This is a genomic window from Ralstonia sp. 24A2 (genome assembly GCF_051783885.1).
Taxonomy (GTDB): Bacteria; Pseudomonadota; Gammaproteobacteria; order Burkholderiales; family Burkholderiaceae; genus Ralstonia.
This window is the reverse complement of the sequence record NZ_JBPVZD010000002.1, coordinates 2402949-2421247: the sequence shown is the minus strand read 5'-3', so window position 1 is coordinate 2421247 and position 18299 is coordinate 2402949. Positions and strand designations below refer to the sequence as shown.

Annotated in this window: 13 protein-coding genes; 11 read left to right on the top strand and 2 right to left on the bottom strand. The window is 62.5% G+C overall.

The genetic code is table 11. The features are described from left to right. The first annotated feature begins 54 nt into the window (after positions 1-54). The 7 genes from ACS13N_RS16175 (at position 55) to ACS13N_RS16145 (ending at position 8541) form a co-directional block, all read left to right on the top strand. A complete protein-coding gene (locus ACS13N_RS16175) occupies positions 55-1683 on the top strand; it encodes a 3-(methylthio)propionyl-CoA ligase (protein ID WP_438932577.1) in 1629 nt (542 codons plus the stop codon). A 229-nt stretch (positions 1684-1912) separates the two neighbouring features. Then, positions 1913-3169, top strand: a complete 1257-nt coding sequence (locus ACS13N_RS16170) for a branched-chain amino acid ABC transporter substrate-binding protein (RefSeq protein ID WP_048932434.1) — start codon at positions 1913-1915, stop codon at positions 3167-3169. A 125-nt stretch (positions 3170-3294) separates the two neighbouring features. Then, positions 3295-4242 carry a branched-chain amino acid ABC transporter permease gene (locus ACS13N_RS16165; protein WP_438932576.1) on the top strand — a complete coding sequence of 316 codons (948 nt, stop codon included), beginning with the start codon at positions 3295-3297 and terminating at the stop codon, positions 4240-4242. Continuing rightward, positions 4243-5577 carry a branched-chain amino acid ABC transporter permease gene (locus ACS13N_RS16160; protein WP_438932575.1) on the top strand — a complete coding sequence of 445 codons (1335 nt, stop codon included), beginning with the start codon at positions 4243-4245 and terminating at the stop codon, positions 5575-5577. It begins immediately after the preceding gene. Next, entirely contained in the window at positions 5574-6350 is a 777-nt protein-coding gene (locus tag ACS13N_RS16155; protein WP_438932574.1) for an ABC transporter ATP-binding protein, read from the top strand. Before ACS13N_RS16160 ends, ACS13N_RS16155 begins: the two co-directional genes overlap by 4 nt. Continuing rightward, positions 6350-7069: an ABC transporter ATP-binding protein gene (locus ACS13N_RS16150; RefSeq protein ID WP_199031238.1), complete on the top strand. Its 720-nt coding sequence runs from the start codon at positions 6350-6352 to the stop codon at positions 7067-7069. The genes ACS13N_RS16155 and ACS13N_RS16150 overlap by 1 nt, the downstream gene beginning before the upstream one ends. 140 nt (positions 7070-7209) lie before the next feature. After that, on the top strand, positions 7210-8541 hold the full coding sequence (locus ACS13N_RS16145) for an SGNH/GDSL hydrolase family protein (RefSeq protein WP_438932573.1): 1332 nt from the start codon (positions 7210-7212) through the stop codon (positions 8539-8541). 46 nt (positions 8542-8587) lie between these two features. On the opposite strand, the gene ACS13N_RS16140 is transcribed toward ACS13N_RS16145, so the two are convergent. Continuing rightward, on the bottom strand, positions 8588-10120 hold the full coding sequence (locus ACS13N_RS16140; RefSeq protein ID WP_438932572.1) for an amino acid permease: 1533 nt from the start codon (positions 10118-10120) through the stop codon (positions 8588-8590). Between the two features lie 88 nt (positions 10121-10208). Then, a complete protein-coding gene (locus ACS13N_RS16135) occupies positions 10209-11747 on the bottom strand; it encodes an amino acid permease (protein ID WP_438932571.1) in 1539 nt (512 codons plus the stop codon). Between the two features lie 370 nt (positions 11748-12117). On the opposite strand from ACS13N_RS16135, the gene ACS13N_RS16130 reads away from it, so the two are divergent. The 4 genes from ACS13N_RS16130 to ACS13N_RS16115 all read left to right on the top strand — a co-directional run bounded on the left by ACS13N_RS16130 (position 12118) and on the right by ACS13N_RS16115 (position 18287). Further along, positions 12118-14199, top strand: coding sequence for a 3-hydroxyacyl-CoA dehydrogenase NAD-binding domain-containing protein (locus ACS13N_RS16130; protein ID WP_438932570.1), 2082 nt, complete (start codon positions 12118-12120; stop codon positions 14197-14199). Positions 14200-14225: 26 nt separating this feature from the next. After that, the gene (gene pncA, locus ACS13N_RS16125) at positions 14226-14858 is read left to right on the top strand and encodes a bifunctional nicotinamidase/pyrazinamidase (protein ID WP_438932569.1); all 633 of its coding nucleotides are present in this window, start codon (positions 14226-14228) and stop codon (positions 14856-14858) included. Between the two features lie 59 nt (positions 14859-14917). Beyond that, the gene (locus tag ACS13N_RS16120; RefSeq protein ID WP_438932568.1) at positions 14918-16096 is read left to right on the top strand and encodes an acetyl-CoA C-acyltransferase; all 1179 of its coding nucleotides are present in this window, start codon (positions 14918-14920) and stop codon (positions 16094-16096) included. Positions 16097-16418: 322 nt separating this feature from the next. Then, a complete protein-coding gene (locus ACS13N_RS16115; protein WP_438932567.1) occupies positions 16419-18287 on the top strand; it encodes an acyl-CoA dehydrogenase in 1869 nt (622 codons plus the stop codon). The last annotated feature ends 12 nt before the right edge of the window (positions 18288-18299 follow it).

Sequence of the window (18299 nt, the reverse complement as noted above, 5' to 3'; positions counted from 1 at the left end):
CGGGAACAATCGGCCAAAAAATAGAACGGTTGTTCAGTTTTTCTAGGAGACACCATGGCCCTGATGGGACAAATGATGAGCAACCCTTTGCTCATCTCGACCATCATCGAACATGCAGCGCGCAATTCCGGTTCGACTGAAGTCGTGTCGCGCCGTGTCGAGGGCGATATCCATCGCACCACGTACCGGCAAGTGCGAGATCGTTCCAAGCAACTGGCAAATGCGCTGGCAGCACTCGGTGTGCAGCCCGGCGAGCGCGTCGGTACGCTGGCCTGGAATGGCTATCGCCATCTTGAAATCTACTACGGCGTGTCTGGCTCGGGTTCGGTGTGCCACACCATCAACCCGCGGCTGTTTCCAGACCAGATCGCCTACATCGTCAATCACGCTGACGATCAGTACGTCTTCTTCGACCTGACCTTTGTGCCACTCATTGAGGGCATTGCGGCGCATTGCCCGAACGTGAAGGGCTGGGTGGCGATGACGGATCGCGCACACATGCCCACCTCCAGCGTGCCGATGCTCTGCTATGAAGAGTTGCTGGACGCGCAGAGTGCCGAATACACCTGGCCGCAGTTCGACGAGAACACCGCTTCCAGCCTCTGCTACACGTCGGGCACGACGGGCAATCCGAAGGGCGCGCTGTATTCGCATCGCTCCACCGTGTTGCACTCGTACGCGTCGGCATTGCCGGATGCGCTGGGGTGCTCGGCGCAGGACGTGATCCTGCCGGTGGTGCCGATGTTCCACGTCAATGCGTGGGGGCTGCCGTATTCGGTGCCGCTGGTGGGAGCCAAGCTGGTCTTCCCGGGGCCGAAGCTGGACGGCGCTTCCATCTATGAGCTGTTCGAGCAGGAGAAGGTGACCTTCTCCGCAGGCGTGCCGACGGTGTGGCTGGGCTTGCTGCAGCACGTGCAGTCCAACAACCTCAAGTTCTCGACGTTCCGCCGTACCGTGATTGGTGGATCGGCCGCGCCGCCAGCCATGATCCGCACGCTGAAATCGCTCGACGTGGAAGTTATCCACGCCTGGGGCATGACGGAGATGTCGCCGCTGGGCACGACCTGCAAGCTGATGGGCAAACACGCCGATCTGCCTGAAGAAGCCAAGCAGCACGTACTCGAGCGCCAGGGCCGCGCCATCTACGGCGTCGACATGAAGATCGTCGACGCGGAAGGCCACGAGTTGCCGTGGGATGGCAAGGCCTTTGGCGACCTCTACGTGCGTGGGCCGTGGATCATCGACAGCTATTTCCGCGGCGACCATTCACCACTGGTGGATGGCTGGTTCCCCACGGGGGACGTCGCCAATATTGACGCCGATGGCTACATGCAGATCACCGATCGCAGCAAGGACGTGATCAAGTCCGGCGGTGAGTGGATTTCGTCCATCGATGTGGAGAACGTGGCCGCCGCGCACCCCGCCGTGCACATGGCAGCTTGCATTGCCTGCTACCACCCGAAGTGGGACGAGCGCCCGCTGCTGGTGGTAATGAAGAAGCCGGGCGCCGAACTCACGCGTGAGGAGATGCTCAAGTTCTTCGAAGGCAAGGTTGCCAAGTGGTGGATTCCGGATGACGTGGTGTTCGTCACCGAGATTCCGCTCACGGCTACCGGCAAGATGCAGAAGCTCAAGCTGCGCGAGCAGTTCAAGGACTATCAGTTCCCGGCCGCACAGGCCTAGCAGTCAGAACAGAAACCGCCGCCCGCGCACCGGCAATAGGCCGGGCGTGAGGACGGCGGACGTAAGACAACCGGATCAGGGCCGGCCGCCGCGCATCCACCAGCAATGGGGATGCGGCGGAATGAAGCCCGGGCGCGTTGCAACCTGGAGACGCAAGCAGCCGACGTGCCCACCAGTGGCACGCGGGAGAGTGACTCGCCGGCGACTCCACCACCTGAAGGAGACACGCATGACGAAGTTCCGTCCGTTGATTGTGGCTGTGGCAAGTGTGGTGGCAATCGGTGGGGCGCTGGGGAGTGCTGCTGCGTCCGCCGCTGAAACCGTCAAGATCGCCTGGATTGACCCGCTGTCTGGCCTGATGGGCGCGCTGGGGCAGAACCAGTTGCGCAGCTGGCAGTACATCGCCGACATGGCCACGCAGAAGAACTGGGCTGGCGATGGCACCAAGTTCGAGGTGGTGGGGTTCGACAACAAGCTATCGCCGCAGGAAAGCTTGACTGTGCTCAAGCAGGTGGCTGACCAGGGCATCCACTACATCGTGCAGGGCAATGGATCGAGCGTCGGCATGGCGCTGGAAGATGCGGTTGCCAAGTACAACGAGCGCAATCCGGGCAAGGAAATCGTCTACCTGAACTACGCGGCGGTGGACCCGGACATGACCAACAGCAAGTGCAACTACTGGCACTTCCGTCTGGACGCCAACTCCGACATGAAGATGGAAGCCTTGACCAGCTACCTGGCCAAGGATCCGAAGGTCAAGAAGGTCTACCTGATCAACCAGAACTATTCGTTCGGCCATCAGGTGGCGCGTGCAGCCAAGGAATACCTGAAGCGCAAGCGCCCGGACATCGAGATCGTGGGTGAGGATCTGCACCCGCTGGCACAGGTGAAGGACTTCTCGCCGTACGTTTCGAAAATCAAATCGTCCGGCGCGGATACCGTCATCACCGGCAACTGGGGTAGCGACCTGGCGCTGCTCATCAAGGCCGGTAAGGACGCGGGCCTGAACGCCAACTTCTACACGTACTACGGTGCCACCACAGGCGTGCCGACAGCAATGGGCGCGGCCGGTGCCGACCACGTGAAGTTTGTCGGCTATTGGAACGTCAACAACGACGGCTACAAGGGCGCCGACATCGTCGACGGCTTCAAGAAGAAGTACAACGACGACTTCTACCTGATGGCCTCGTACACCGGCGTTGCCATGCTGGCCAAGGCCATCAAGCAGACCAAGTCGGCCGAGCCTGCCAAGGTTGCCAAGGCCTTCGAAGGCATGAAGGTCGACAGCCTGAACGGTACCTTCGAGATGCGCGCCTCGGACCACCAGGGCCAGCAGCCGCTCTACATCGCCACCTGGGAAAAGACCAACGGCAAGAACGTCAAATACGACCAGGAAAACACCGGTTACGGCTGGAAGACCGACGCCGTACTGGATCAGTACGTCGCGTCGCAGCCAACCTCCTGCCAGATGAAACGTCCGCAGTAAAACGGTAGGTGGTGTGCCGAAGGGCCGCCCGATGCTATCGTGCGGCGATGTTTTAAACGGGGAAAGGCGTGGACCGACACCGCATTTTCGCGGGACGGTCCATGCCTTGCCGAGAGGGCTGTAGCGTGGAATTCCTAGTCATCAATCTCTTGAACGGCATCAGCTACGGGCTGCTGCTGTTCATGCTGTCTTCGGGCCTGACGCTGATCTTCAGCATGATGGGCGTTCTCAACTTTGCGCATGCCAGCTTCTACATGCTGGGCGCGTATTTCGCCTACGTCGTCAGCGGGTATCTGGGCTTCTGGACTGCGCTGATCGTGGCGCCGCTGCTGGTGGGCGCGCTGGGCGCGGTGGTCGAGCGCTTTGGTTTGCGTACCGTGCACCGCTACGGGCATGTCGCTGAGCTGTTGTTCACCTTCGGCCTGGCGTATCTCATTGAAGAAGGCGTGAAGCTGGTGTGGGGCCTGCCGGCCGTGCCGTACCGCGTGCCAGAGGTGCTGGACGGTCCGCTGTTCACGCTGTTCACATCGTCGTTCCCCAAGTACCGGGCCTTCATGATGTTGGTGTCGCTGCTGATGCTGGTGGGCATCTTCCTGCTGCTCACGCGCACGCGCATCGGCCTCGTCATTCAGGCGGCACTCACGCACCCGGACATGGTGGAAGCGCTTGGCCACAACGTGCCGCGTGTGTTCATGTTGGTGTTTGGCGGCGGTTGTGCGTTGGCTGGGCTGGCCGGCGTGATCGGTGGCAATGCCTTCGTGACCGAACCGTCGATGGCGGCGGCAGTCGGCTCCATCGTCTTCGTGGTGGCGGTGGTGGGCGGCATGGGGTCGCTGGTGGGCGCGTTCATCGCATCGCTGCTGATCGGCTGCATCCAGACGTTTGCCGTCACGCTGGATATCTCGGTGACGAGCGTGCTGCAGACGATCGGTGTCACGCTCAATCCGGACGTGCCGCTCATCTCGGTCTGGAACCTGACGATTGCGCAAGTCGCACCGGTGCTGCCGTATCTGCTGCTGGTGCTGATGCTGATCTTCCGCCCGCGTGGGCTGATGGGTACGCGGGAGAGCTAAATGGAACGCACTATGCACCAACAAGCGCAACAACACGGGGCATTGCCGGCCAATGATCGCGCACGAACGATGAAGTTCAGGCCGGTCAACCTCGCCCGCTGGCTGATCTGGAGCATCACGGCGCTGGTGATGATCGTCCTGCCGCTGATCTGGCCGCAGGGTTTTGCCATCACGCTGCTCTCGCAGATGGGCATCATGATCATCTTCGCGCTGTCGTACAACATGCTGCTGGGGCAGTCGGGCATGCTGTCGTTCGGGCACGCGGTGTACGCCGGCCTGGGGGCCTTCATGGCGGTGCACCTGCTCAACAAGATCGGTGGCATGCAGTCGTTGGGCATCGCCGGGCCGCTGGCCGTGGCGCTGCTGCCCATCGTGGGTGGCCTGGGCGGCGCGCTGTTCGGCGTGATCTTCGGCTACGTCACCACCAAGAAAGCGGGTACGACGTTCGCGATGATCACAATGGGCATTGGCGAGATGGTCTTCGCCAGCGCGCTCATGTTCCCGGATTTCTTCGGCGGGGAAGGCGGGGTGTCGACCAACCGCAGCATCGGTGATGCGCTTGCGGGCGTCTCCTTCGGGCCTGCGCGCCAGGTCTACTACCTGATCGCTGCGTGGTGCCTGATCTCGATGGCGCTGATGTACGCGTGGACGCAGACGCCGCTGGGCCGTATCGCCAACGCCGTGCGCGACAACCCTGAGCGAGTGGAATTCATCGGTTACAACACGCAGCGCGTGCGCTTTCTGGTGGTGATTCTGTCGGCGTTCTTCGCAGGCATTGCGGGGGCGCTGTCGTGCATCAACTTCGAGATCGTGACGGCGGAGAACGTCTCGGCCGTGCGCTCGGGCGCGGTGCTGCTGGCAGCGTTCATCGGTGGCATGGGCAGCTTCTTCGGCCCGATCATCGGCGCGGTGCTCACGGTGTTCTTTACTGTGGCGCTGTCGGGGATCACCAAGGCGTGGCTGCTGTATCTGGGCTTGTTCTTCGTGCTGATGGTCATGTATGCGCCGGGCGGCATCGCCAGCCTGCTGGTGATGCATCTGCCGATCGCGCGGCGCGGCAAGCTGAAGACGCTGCTGCCGGCCTACGGCGTGGCATTCGTGCCGGCGGTCATTCTGCTGGTGGCGCTGATTTCCACCGTGGAGATGATCTACGCCGTGCAGGACGAGGGTTCGGGCGGCGTGGCAACGCTGTTCGGCATGTCCGTCGCACCGACCACCTGGATGCCGTGGGCCGTGACTGCCGTGCTGTGGCTGGTGGGCGCCTTCGGCCTGCGTGCCGCAGCGAGCAAGCTGCGCACCGCCTGGGACAACGCCTTGCAGGAGCCGCAACCATGAGCCAACCAATTCCAGCCCTCGAACTGCGTGACGTCCGTAAGCGTTTCGGCCAAACCGAGATCATTCGAGGTGTGAACCTCACCGTCGGCAAGGGCGAGCGCCACGCGCTCATTGGCCCGAATGGTGCCGGCAAGTCGACCACGTTCAACCTGATCTCGGGCCGCTTCCCGGCTAGCTCGGGCAGCGTGCGTCTGAACGGGGAGGAGATCAGCGGCTTGGCGCCGTTCGAGATCAACCGCAAGGGTCTGTCGCGCAGCTTCCAGATCACCAACATCTTTCATCGGCTGACGGTGTTCGAGAACCTGCGTTGCGCGGTGCTCTGGTCGCTGGGCTACAAGTATTCGTTCTGGCACAAGCTGGCCGAATTGCGCGATGCACGTGAACGTGCCGAGGAAGTGCTGGAGCAGATCGGCATGACGCACCGACGCGACGCCGCCGCAGGCATGCTGACGTATGCCGAGCAGCGTGCACTGGAGATCGGCATCACCATCGCCGGCGGTGCCGACGTGATCCTGCTCGACGAGCCGACTGCCGGCATGAGCCGCTCCGAATCCGACCACGCGGTCGACTTGATCCGCAAGGTGACGGTTGGCAAGACGCTGGTGATGGTCGAGCACGACATGAGCGTGGTGTTTGGCCTGGCCGATCGCATCTCGGTGCTGGTCTACGGCGAGGTGATTGCCACCGACACGCCCGAAGCCATTCGCAACAACCGCCGCGTGAAGGAGGCCTATCTCGGCACCACGCTGGACGAACCTGCAGGAGCGCATTGATGGCAACGAATACTCCAATGCTGGAGGTGCGCGACCTGCACGCGTACTACGGCAAGAGCCACATCCTGCACGGCGTCGACATGCACGTGGGCGAGGGCGAGATCGTCGCCCTGCTGGGGCGCAATGGTGTGGGGCGCTCGACCCTGGCCAAATCCATCATGGGGATGGTCAAGCACGAAGGCGAGATCCTGCTGCGCGGCAAGAACGTGAGCGGCCTGCGCACCTTCGAGGTGGCACATCAAGGCATCGGCTATGTGCCGGAGAACCGCGACATCTTCCCGACGCTGACGGTACGGCAGAACCTGTTGCTGGGCGAGAAGCGCAACCCGAGCCAGCCGAAGCCGCGTTGGCAGCTGGAAGACATGTACCGCATGTTCCCCCGGCTGCAGGAGCGGGAGAACACGCCGGCAGGGGTGCTGTCCGGAGGCGAACAGCAAATGCTGACGCTGTGCCGCACGCTGATGGGCGACCCGGATTTCATCATCATCGATGAGCCGACTGAAGGGCTCGCACCGCTGATCGTGACGCTGGTGGGCGAGTATCTGAAGACGCTCAAGGAGCGGGGGATTTCGGTACTGCTGGTGGAGCAGAAGCTGGCCATTGCCCTGGACATCTCACAGCGCGTATATGTGATGGGGCATGGGCAGATCGTGTTTGAGGGAACGCCCCAGCAGTTGAAGGCGGATGCGAAGGTCCGGCAGGAGTGGCTGGAGGTTTAAGCGCCGCTCTCCGCGTCACGTTCGACAGATGGCCCGCATGGATGACCGTGCGGGCCTTTTCTTTTGTCGAGAGCCGCTGCCTCAGTTGACAAATTTCTCCTTGAAGTCAGTGAGATCGGTCGCTACGAATCGAATGGGCCATGCATTCGACCTGGTCCAACTCATGCGATAACACTCAATGGAGACACCACATGCGCAGAAGCTTTTTTCCGCAGCGTCTTGGCCGTGCAATAGCGGCGATCACCTTTATCTCCTTGGCCTCTCCGGCGCTGCATGCCGACGAGGACAACCGGGCCAACGGATTCAATGACCGTTGGGTAGCAACCTGGACGGCCAGCGCGGATCGCAATATCTATCCGACTGCCCCTAAGAGTTTTCCCGCAGCAACGACCATTCGCCAGATCGTCCATACCAGCGTGGGTGGCGGCCAACTGCGCCTGCGGTTGAGCAATGAATTTGGGACGGCGCCCGTAATCGTCGGCCCGGTGCATGTCGCGCTGTCTGCCGGGGGCTCGAGAATCCTCCCGAACTCCGATCGCACCGTCACGTTTGGCGGAAAGGCCACCACCACGCTCCACGCTGGCGCGCCGTTGATCAGTGACCCGATCGACCTTCCCGTTGCACCGCTGTCGGATGTTGCCATCTCGCTGTTCCTGCCCAATGCGACGACACTGGGGACGATCCACAACTACGCGGCGCAAACCGCCTATGTATCGAGCAGCGACAACACGGCCGCGCCAGATCAGCCATCGCCAACGCAATACACGAGCCGGTTCTATGTGTCTGGCCTGCTGGTCAAGGCGCAGAACCAGCCGCGCACCGTCGTTGCGTTTGGGGACTCGATTACGGATGGTCAGAATTCCACGACCGACGCCAACAAGCGCTGGCCGGATGTGCTGTCACGGCGTTTGAACAGCAATGGCCCATGGGGCGCGTTCGCCGTGCTCAACCAGGGTATTGCCGGCAACCGCGTCCTCGCAGACCTGGCCGGTGTGAGCGCCCTGGCGCGCTTTGACCGGGATGTCCTGAGCCTGCCGGGCGTTCAGTGGGTCGTTTTGCTGGAGGGGATCAACGACATTGGCTTTCCTGGGACATCCCTTGCCCCCACCAGCCCGCCCGTGACAGCTGAAGAGATCATTAACGGATACAAGCAGATCATCGTGCGTAGCCGCCAGCACGGTATCAAGATCATGGGCGGCACGCTGACGCCGTTCAAGGGTTCAGAGGAGCCGTACCCGAACTACTGGTCGCCGCAGAAAGAGGCGACCCGCCAGGCGGTGAACAACTGGATCCGAACCAGTGGCGCGTTCGACGCGGTGGTCGATTTCGACGCGGTGCTACGTGATCCGGCAAGCCCGCAGAACCTGCGACCGGCATTCGACAGTGGGGATCACCTCCACCCCAACGACGCGGGTTACGCGGCGATGGCCAATGCGGTCAATCTCTCGACGCTTCGGTCGGTGGGTCCCTAAATCTGGTGGTCTCGTTTGAGGCACCACAAGGCAGCGGGCGCGTCCCTCAGCGTGCGACGACGCCTGCTGTGGTCAAGGCGGCTTCCGAGGCTGCTTTGGCCTGCTTGAGATGCGCTTCACTGAACTGCATCTCCGCATACTTCACAAACCGCGTCTTGAACTTCCAACGATACCCCAACCAGATCGCCACAAACAAGAACACCCCGCAGTAGGTCGCAACGAAGGGGCCGAAGTTATCGATCGGTGCGAACAACGCCTTGGTGTTCTGCCCAAGAATAATCACCACGCACAGGATCGCCACCATGATCGGCCCGAACGGGAAGAACGGCGAGCGGTAAGCCAGTTGGTCCACCGAATGCCCCTGGCTCACGAACCCCTTGCGGAACCGGTAGTGCGCCACGGCGATGCCGAACCAGGCAATGAAGCACGTCACGGCCGATGTGTTCAGCAACCACAGATACACCACCTGATCGCCAAAGAGCGAGCTGAAGAAGCACAGCGCGCCCACCGCCGAAGTGGCGAGCAGCGCGCGATGCGGCACGCCATTGCCCGACACCTTGGCAAACCAGCGCGGTGCCTGGCCTTCGAGCGACAGGTCGTACAGGATCCGCGTCGACACATACAGGCTCGATGTGCCCGACGACAGTAGCGCCGTCAGCACCACGGCATTCATCATGCCAGCGGCAAACGCCAGGCCCGCATGCTGGAACACCAACGCAAACGGGCTCACGCCAACATCTGTCGCTTCATTGCGCAGGAGGTTCGGATCGGTATACGGCAGCAGCACACCGATGATCAGGATCGCCAGCACATAGAACAGCAGAATGCGCCAGAACGTTTGGCGAATGGCGCGGGGGATCGTGCGGGCCGGGTTTTCTGCCTCGCCGGCAGCCACGCCGATCGTCTCGACGCCCTGGAACGAGAATCCGGCAATCATCGCCACGCCCACCATGGCCGGCAGCCCGCCCACGAACGGCGCGTCACCCACGGTGAAGTTCTGCCAGCCCGAGTGCGGCCCACCCTTCATGATGCCGAAGATCATTGCCAAGCCGATCCCCAGGAACACCACGATGGTCACCACCTTGATCATCGAGAACCAGTATTCCGCCTCACCAAAGCCGCGTACGGAGAAGGCGTTCAGGCCCCACATCAGCAGCAGGAACGCGGCACTCCACACCATGCCCGATACCCCTGGGAACCAATATTTCATCACCAGTTGAGCAGCCGCCAGCTCCACCGCCACGGATACGGCCAACGCAAACCAGTAGTTCCAGCCAAGCGCAAAACCAAAGCCTTCCTCGACGTACAACCGGCTGTAGGTCACGAACGAACCCGACACCGGCAGGTACACCGCCAGTTCGCCCAGGCTCGTCATCAGGCAATAAACCATCACGCCGATCAGCGTGTAGGTGAGCAGGGCGCCACCGGGGCCGGCCTGTGCAATCGAAGCGCCAGACGCGACAAACAGGCCAGTGCCGATGGCGCCGCCCAGGGCGATCATCATCAGGTGGCGCGAGCGCAGACGTCGGCGCAGTTCGGATTGGGCTTCGAGGCCGGTGGGGGTGATTGGAGTGTGCATAGCAGGTGACACCGGAAATGGGGCGCCAGCATCGAGGCAAAGCGAAAAACGCCCGCCGAATGCAAGGCAAACGGCAGGCGAGGCAGTGTTATTGCTGTGTAGGGATCGCGACGGTTGGTAGTTCCGGGCCTGGGTCCTGGCCAGCCAGCGGGTCGCGCGTGACGGGCGGGCGGGGGAAGTGCATGTCCTGGTAGCGGACGATGCCGCCACCACGCACGAGCCGGTAGCCGATCCAGATCAGGAAGAAGACTGGGATGCCGATGTACGTGGCAATGACCGCGGGCCAGTCGATCGTGCCACTGGTGAACGCCTGATAGTTCTGGCCAAGCGTGATGATCAGGCACAGCCCGAACGCGAACAGCGGACCATACGGAAAGAACTTCGAGCGATACGGCAACTGCGCCGGATCATGCCCTTGCGCCACCAGCCCCTTGCGGAAGCGATAGTGGCTGATGGCAATGCCCAGCCACGCCACGAAGCCGGTCATGCCCGAGGTATTCAGCAGCCACAGGTAGACCGTCTTGTCGCCATACAGCGAGCTAAGGAAGCACAGCGCGCCCACGGCTGTCGTCGCCAGCAACGCATTGCGCGGCACACCGTTCCTCGTGAGTTGCGCAAAGACGCGAGGTGCGCGGCCTTCGGTGGCCAGGTTGTATAGCATGCGTGTAGATGCATACATGCCCGAATTGCCCGCCGACAGCACGGCGGTCAGGATCACAGCGTTCATCAGCCCGGCCGCAAACGCCAGGCCAGCATGCTTGAACACCAGCGTGAACGGGCTTACGCCAATGTTGGTGACTTCCGTCGAGAGCAGATTCGGATCGGTGTACGGCACCAGCACGCCAATGATGAAGATGGCCAGCACATAAAACAGCAGGATGCGCCAGAACACCTGCTTCACCGCCCGCGGAATCGTGCGCGCCGGGTCAGCCGATTCGCCTGCCGCCACACCAATCAGCTCCGTCCCCTGGAACGAGAACCCGGCAATCATCGCCACGCCGATCATCGCCGGCAGCCCGCCCACGAACGGCGCATCGCCCATCGTCAGATTCTGCAGGCCGGATTGCGGACCGCCTTTCATGATCCCGAAGATCATCGCCAGGCCAATGCCGATAAAGAAGATGACGGTGACGACCTTGATGAGCGCGAACCAGTATTCCGCCTCGCCAAAGCCCCGCACCGAGATGGCGTTGAGCAGAAACATGATGAGGAGAAACACCGCACTCCACAGCACGCCCGGTACATCGGGAAACCAGTAGTGCATGACGAGCTGCGCGGCGGCCAGCTCCACCGCAATCGTCACCGCCCAGTTGTACCAATAGTTCCAACCGAGCGCGAAGCCGAAGCCCTCGTCCACGTACAGCGCGCCATAGGTGGCGAACGAGCCGGAAACGGGCATGTAGGCGGCAAGTTCGCCCAGGCTGGTCATCAGGAAGTAGACCATCACCCCGATCAGGATGTAGGCGGCGAGCGCGCCACCTGGGCCCGCTTGTGAGACGGTCGCGCCTGAGGCGACAAAGAGCCCGGTGCCGATCGATCCGCCAATGGCGATCATGGTGAGGTGGCGCGCGCGCAAAGTGCGGCGCAAGCCCGGCGTCTCGGAAGACGGGGTAGCGTGTTCTGACATGGATACAGAGTGGACGATTCCGCTCGGATCGCGAGTGGAATCGACGAAATGTGACGAGACGTCCCCGCGCCTGATGGGCGTCCGGCGAACGAAATGCGCGACTCTATCAAAACCGTCATGTGCCGGGCAAAAAATCGATGCTGCAGCACAGGCGTTTGAGCCTTGCGCAGCCTGCTGCATGGCCCGCCGGATGGCGCCGTGCAGCGCAAAAATAAAAATTGAACGACCGTGCTATTTTGTGTATTCTTTGTCGAGTCGCGGACTTACCGCGCGTTAAAAAAACGATAGTTAAGAGACAGTTCAACCGCGAGGCACGGTGTGCTGCTTTGGCGTCATTGGAGCCGGCCCTCGCACCACCAAAGGAACCAGCATGACAGCGGAGTACAAGGTCCAGGACGGCGTTGCCGTCATTACGCTCAGCAACCCGCCGGTCAACGGCCTTGGCCACTCCACGCGCCTGGGTATCGTTGAGGGCATGGTCAAGGCTGGCGACGACGCCAGCGTCAAGGCCATCGTGATCACCGGCGCAGGCAAAGCCTTCTCGGGCGGCGCCGATATCCGCGAATTCAACACCCCCAAGGCAACGCAAGAGCCGACGCTGCACGCTGTCATCAAGGCGGTTGAGTCGAGCAGCAAGCCGGTCGTGGCCGCCATCCACTCGGTGGCGATGGGCGGCGGTCTGGAACTGGCGATGGGCTGCCACTACCGCGTGGCGGCACCGGGCGCACAGATTGCATTGCCCGAGGTCAAGCTGGGCATCCTGCCGGGTGCCGGCGGCACGCAGCGCCTGCCGCGCGCGATCGGCCTCGAGCCTGCTCTGAACATGATCGTTTCGGGCACGCCCATCCTGTCGGAAAAGCTGGCCAAGAGCGGGCTGTTCGATCAGATGGTTGAAGGCGACCTGATGGCCGGCGCCATCGACTTCGCGCTCAAGGCCGCCGCCGAAGGCAAGCTGCCCAAGCTGCGCGATCGCAAGGTCCAGCACGACAACGCGCAAGGGTTCCTGCAATTCGCACGCAACACCGTGGCGGCTGTTGCCAAGAATTTCCCGGCGCCGGGCAAGTGCGTCGACGCCGTACAGGCTGCGGTGGAAAAGCGCTTTGACGACGGCATCAAGTTCGAGCGCGACCTGTTCATCGAACTGGTGAACACCAGCGAATCGCGCGCGCTGCGTCACGCCTTCTTCGGCGAGCGCGCTGCCAGCAAGATCCCCGATGTGCCGGAAGACACCCCGGTGCGCAAGGTGGAAAAGGTTGCCGTGATCGGTGCCGGCACCATGGGCGGCGGCATCTCCATGAACTTCCTGAACGCGGGTATTCCGGTCACGATGCTGGAAACCAAGCAGGAAGCGCTGGACCGCGGTGTCGCCACCATCCGCAAGAACTACGAGAACAGCGCCAAGAAGGGCAAGCTCACGCAAGAGAAGGTCGAGCAGCGCATGGCCCTGCTGACCCCGACGCTCTCGTACGACGACATCAAGGACGCTGACCTCGTCATCGAGGCCGTGTTCGAAGAAATGGGCGTCAAGGAGGTCGTGTTCAAGAAGCTGGACGAAGTCGTCAAGCAGGGCGCGATCCTGGCGTCGAACACCTCCACGCTGGACGTGGACAAGATCGCCAGCTTCACCAAGCGCCCGCAAGACGTGGTTGGCATGCACTTCTTCAGCCCGGCCAACGTGATGAAGCTGCTGGAAGTCGTGCGCGGCAAGGAGACCGCCAAGGACGTGCTGGCCACCGTCATGAAGCTGGCCAAGGCCATCAAGAAGACGGCAGTGGTCTCGGGCGTGTGCGATGGCTTTATTGGCAACCGCATGATCGAGCAGTACAGCCGCCAGGCCGGCTACCTGCTGGACGAAGGCGCACTGCCGGAGCAAGTCGACAAGGCCATCGAGAAGTTCGGCTTTGCGATGGGCCCGTTCCGCATGGGCGACCTGGCAGGCAACGACATCGGCTGGGCCATTCGCAAGCGCCGCGCCGTGGACAAGCCAGACATCGTCTACTCCAAGACGGCCGACCTGTTGTGCGAAATGGGCCGCTTCGGCCAGAAGACCGGCGGCGGCTGGTACGACTACAAGGCGGGTGACCGCAAGCCGTACCCGAACCAGCAGGTCAACGACATGATCGTCCAGCATTCCAAGGATCTGGGCATCACGCGCCGCAAGATCTCGGATGAAGAGATCGTCGAGCGCCTGGTGTTCGCGCTGGTCAACGAAGGCGCGAAGATCCTGGAAGAGGGCATCGCCTCCAAGGCGTCGGACATCGACATGGTCTACCTGACCGGCTACGGCTTCCCGCTGTTCCGCGGTGGCCCGATGCTCTACGCAGACACCGTCGGCCTGTACAACGTCGCACAAGCCATGCACCGCTACAGCAAGGGCTACCACGGTGAAGCGTGGAAGGTTGCCCCGCTGCTGCAGAAGCTGGCCGATGAAGGCAAGGGCTTCAACGGTTGACCATCAACGCAAGCGACTGAACCGCCATGCAACTCACGCCCACCGATTGCCTGCTGATCATCGACGTGCAGAACGACTTTCTGCCCGGCGGTGCGCTGGCGGTGCCGGACGGCGACCAGGTCATCCCGGTCGTCAACCGGCTCGCCCAGGCATTCGGGCGCGTTGTGCTGACGCAGGACTGGCACCCGAGCGAACACGTGTCGTTCGCGGCCAACCACGCTGGCACGCAGCCGTTCGGCACGATCGAACTGCCGTACGGCCAGCAGGTGCTGTGGCCAGTGCATTGCGTACAGCACAGCACCGGCGCCGCGCTGGCCGATGGGCTGAACGTGCCGCATACGCAGTTGATCGTCCGCAAGGGCTACCACCCGCACATCGACAGCTACTCCGCCTTCTTTGAGGCGGACCGCAAGACGCCGACCGGCCTGCTGGGCTACCTGCGCGAGTTGGGTATCCAGCGCGTGTTCTGCGTCGGGCTGGCCACGGACTTTTGCGTGGCGTGGTCGGCGCTGGATGCACGTGCTGCGGGGCTGGAAGTCGCCGTCATCGAGGATGCCTGCCGCGCCATTGACCTGAACGGGTCGCTTGCGCAGGCGTGGCAGCACATGACGGATGCGGGCATCGCGCGGTTGCAGTCGCACGCAGTCTTGAACGGATAACAGAGATACCGGGCGCCTGCCGATGCAGCGCGCCTCCACCAGATACGAGGAGCAACACCATGACCGAAGCAGTCATCGTTTCCACCGCACGTACCGGCCTGGCCAAGAGCTGGAAGGGCGCCTTCAACATGACGCACGGCGCCACGCTGGGCGGCCATGCTGTGGAACACGCCATTGCGCGCGCCAAGATCGAGCCGGGCGAAGTCGAAGACATCCTGATGGGCTGCGCGAACCCGGAAGGCGCGACCGGCGCCAACATCGCTCGCCAGATCGCCCTGCGTGCGGGCTGCCCCGTGACCGTGCCGGGTGCCACTGTTAACCGTTTCTGCTCGTCGGGCCTGCAGACCATCGCCATGGCCGCGCAGCGCGTGATTGCCGATGAAGGCGACATCTTCGTGGCCGGCGGCGTGGAGTCCATCTCGTGCGTGCAGCAAGAGATGAACCGCCACATGGTCGCCGAAGGCTGGCTGAGCAAGCACAAGCCTGAGATCTACTGGAGCATGCTGCAGACGGCTGAAATGGTCGCCAAGCGATACAGCATCGCCAAGGAGCGCATGGACGAATACGGCGTGCAGAGCCAGCAGCGCGCCGCCGCCGCGGCCGCTGCCGGTAAGTTCAACGACGAAATCGTCCCGATGACGACGGTGATGGGCGTGGCCGATGCCAAGACCGGCCAGCTCATGACGCGCGAAGTCACGATCTCCGCTGACGAAGGTATCCGTGCGGATACGACGCTCGAAGGCGTGTCGAAGATCCGCACCGCCATGCCGGGTGGCGTGATCACGGCCGGCAACGCCAGCCAGTTCTCCGACGGCGCATCCGCTGCTGTTGTGATGAACGGCAAGGTCGCTGCCGCCAAGGGCCTGCAGCCGCTGGGCGTGTTCCGCGGCTTTGCCGTGGCCGGTTGCGAGCCGGACGAAATGGGTATTGGCCCGGTGTTTGCCGTGCCCAAGCTGCTCAAGAAGGCCGGCCTGAAGGTCGAAGACATTGGCCTGTGGGAGCTGAACGAGGCCTTTGCCGTGCAGGTGCTGTATTGCGCTGACAAGCTGGGCATCCCGATGGACCGCCTGAACGTCAACGGCGGCGCCATCGCTGTGGGTCACCCGTACGGCGTGTCGGGCGCGCGTCTGGTCGGCCACGCGCTGATTGAAGGCAAGCGCCGCGGCGTCAAGTACGTGGTCGTGACCATGTGCATCGGCGGCGGCCAAGGCGCAGCCGGTCTGTTCGAGGTGCTCTAAAGAGACACAGGCTCCCACCAAAAACGGGAGCCTGTTTTCTTTGGACGGGAACGTCTTCCTAAGTGCCAACCCACGCATTCCGTTGGTGTGGCCGTTGACGTTCCTGCCCTAGATGGCGCCTTGAATTTCCGTAAGCGGGCGGAAAAAAGAAGGACCGCTGTTTTAGCGTAGCGAGTTTCGGTCCTTCTCCGCCCGGTTACGGAAATTCAAGGAATCTTCCGCCATCTCGGGCGCGCCTTTCTTTGCTGACTTTCTTTGGCAAGACAAAGAAAGTGAGTCAGCCCCGGCAGGGGATGAAACAAGGGATGGACCACAAAACATCATGTCTTCTCTGCTGCTGTCGCGCCGCGACCTGAGCTTTTTGCTCTATGAATGGCTCGACGTGGAATCGCTCACCCGCATTCCGCGTTTTGCCGACCACTCCCGCGAAACATTCGACGCTGCGCTCGATACCTGCGAGCGCATCGCCACGGATCTTTTCGCCCCGCACAATAAGAAGAACGACCAGCAGGAACCGCATTTCGACGGCACCTCGGTCCACATCATTCCCGAAGTGAAGGTGGCGCTGGATGCCTTCAACAAGGCGGGGCTGATGGCCGCTGGACAAGATTTCGAGCGCGGCGGCATGCAACTGCCGACCGTGGTCGAGAAGGCCGGCTTCGGCTTCTTCAAGGCCGCCAACGTCGGCACCAGCTCGTATCCGTTCCTCACCATCGGCAACGCGAATCTGCTGCTCGCACATGGCACGCCCGCGCAGATCGAAACGTTCGTGCAGCCCGAAATGGAAGGCCGCTTCTACGGCACGATGTGCCTGTCGGAGCCGCAGGCCGGGTCGTCGCTGTCAGATGTCGTCACGCGTGCGGAGTACGAAGGCGAATCGTCGCTGGGCGCGCAATACCGCCTGACCGGCAACAAGATGTGGATCTCCGCCGGCGAGCACGAACTGTCGGACAACATCGTCCACCTCGTGCTGGCGAAGATCCCCGGCCCCGACGGCAAGCTGATCCCGGGCGTGAAGGGCATCTCGCTCTTCATCGTGCCCAAGTTCCTCGTTAATGCAGATGGCTCGCTGGGCGAGCGCAATGACGTGGTGCTGGCCGGCCTGAACCACAAGATGGGCTATCGCGGCACGACCAACTGTCTGCTCAACTTTGGTGAAGGCACGCAATTCCGCCCGAAGGGCGCAGACGGCCAGCCGCGCGCCGGTGCCATCGGCTACCTCGTCGGCGAGCCACACAAGGGCCTCGCATGCATGTTCCACATGATGAACGAGGCACGCATCGGCGTCGGCATGGGCGCGACGATGCTCGGCTACACCGGCTACTTACACGCGGTGGACTACGCGCGCAATCGTCCGCAGGGTCGCCCGGTTGGTCCGTCGGGCAAGGATGCGGCGTCCCCACAAATCCGTATCGTCGACCACGCTGACGTGCGCCGCATGCTGCTGGCACAGAAGGCCTACGTGGAAGGCGCGCTCGGCCTGAACCTGTATTGCGCCAAGCTCGTCGACGAAGAGCGCGGTGAAACGGATGCCGCGAAACGCGCCAAGCTTGGCCTGCTGCTCGACATCCTGACGCCGATCGCCAAGAGCTGGCCGTCGCAGTGGTGCCTGGAGGCCAACAGCCTGGCAATCCAGGTGCACGGCGGCTATGGCTACACGCGCGAGTACAACGTCGAACAGTTCTACCGCGACAACCGACTCAACCCGATCCACGAAGGTACGCACGGCATCCAGGGTCTGGACCTGCTCGGTCGCAAGGTCGTGATGCAGGACGGCGCCGCCTTTGCCGCACTTGGCGAGCGCGTGCAGGCAACCGTCGGCCGCGCGCTGGAGAGCGGTGATGACACGCTGATCAGCTACGGCCGTGCACTCGGCATGGCAACGCAAAAGCTCGCCAAGGTCACGCAGACGCTGTGGGCAGCAGGCGACCCGCGTGTCACGCTGGCCAACGCATCGGTGTACCTGGAAGCCTTCGGCCACGTCGTTATTGCGTGGATCTGGCTGGAGCAGGCCCTGTCCGCTGCGAAGGCCTTGCCCAACGCACAGGGCGAGGATGCCGATTTCTATCGCGGCAAGCTGCAGGCCGCACGCTACTTCTTCCAGTGGGAACTGCCGAAGATCGACCCGCAGATCGTACTGCTGGGCTCGCTCGACACGACCACGCTGGATATGCAGGACGCTTGGTTCTAACTAAGACAACGA

What these genes read in the sequence shown, in the direction of transcription:
- ACS13N_RS16155 (WP_438932574.1), top strand. Translation starts at nt 5,574, where the DNA reads ATGAGCCAACCAATTCCAGCCCTCGAACTGCGTGACGTCCGTAAGCGT.
- ACS13N_RS16130 (WP_438932570.1), top strand. Translation starts at nt 12,118, where the DNA reads ATGACAGCGGAGTACAAGGTCCAGGACGGCGTTGCCGTCATTACGCTC.
- ACS13N_RS16150 (WP_199031238.1), top strand. Translation starts at nt 6,350, where the DNA reads ATGGCAACGAATACTCCAATGCTGGAGGTGCGCGACCTGCACGCGTAC.
- ACS13N_RS16145 (WP_438932573.1), top strand. Translation starts at nt 7,210, where the DNA reads ATGCATTCGACCTGGTCCAACTCATGCGATAACACTCAATGGAGACAC.
- ACS13N_RS16135 (WP_438932571.1), bottom strand. Translation starts at nt 11,747, where the DNA reads ATGTCAGAACACGCTACCCCGTCTTCCGAGACGCCGGGCTTGCGCCGC.
- ACS13N_RS16115 (WP_438932567.1), top strand. Translation starts at nt 16,419, where the DNA reads ATGTCTTCTCTGCTGCTGTCGCGCCGCGACCTGAGCTTTTTGCTCTAT.
- ACS13N_RS16175 (WP_438932577.1), top strand. Translation starts at nt 55, where the DNA reads ATGGCCCTGATGGGACAAATGATGAGCAACCCTTTGCTCATCTCGACC.
- ACS13N_RS16170 (WP_048932434.1), top strand. Translation starts at nt 1,913, where the DNA reads ATGACGAAGTTCCGTCCGTTGATTGTGGCTGTGGCAAGTGTGGTGGCA.
- ACS13N_RS16120 (WP_438932568.1), top strand. Translation starts at nt 14,918, where the DNA reads ATGACCGAAGCAGTCATCGTTTCCACCGCACGTACCGGCCTGGCCAAG.
- ACS13N_RS16140 (WP_438932572.1), bottom strand. Translation starts at nt 10,120, where the DNA reads ATGCACACTCCAATCACCCCCACCGGCCTCGAAGCCCAATCCGAACTG.
- pncA (WP_438932569.1), top strand. Translation starts at nt 14,226, where the DNA reads ATGCAACTCACGCCCACCGATTGCCTGCTGATCATCGACGTGCAGAAC.
- ACS13N_RS16160 (WP_438932575.1), top strand. Translation starts at nt 4,243, where the DNA reads ATGGAACGCACTATGCACCAACAAGCGCAACAACACGGGGCATTGCCG.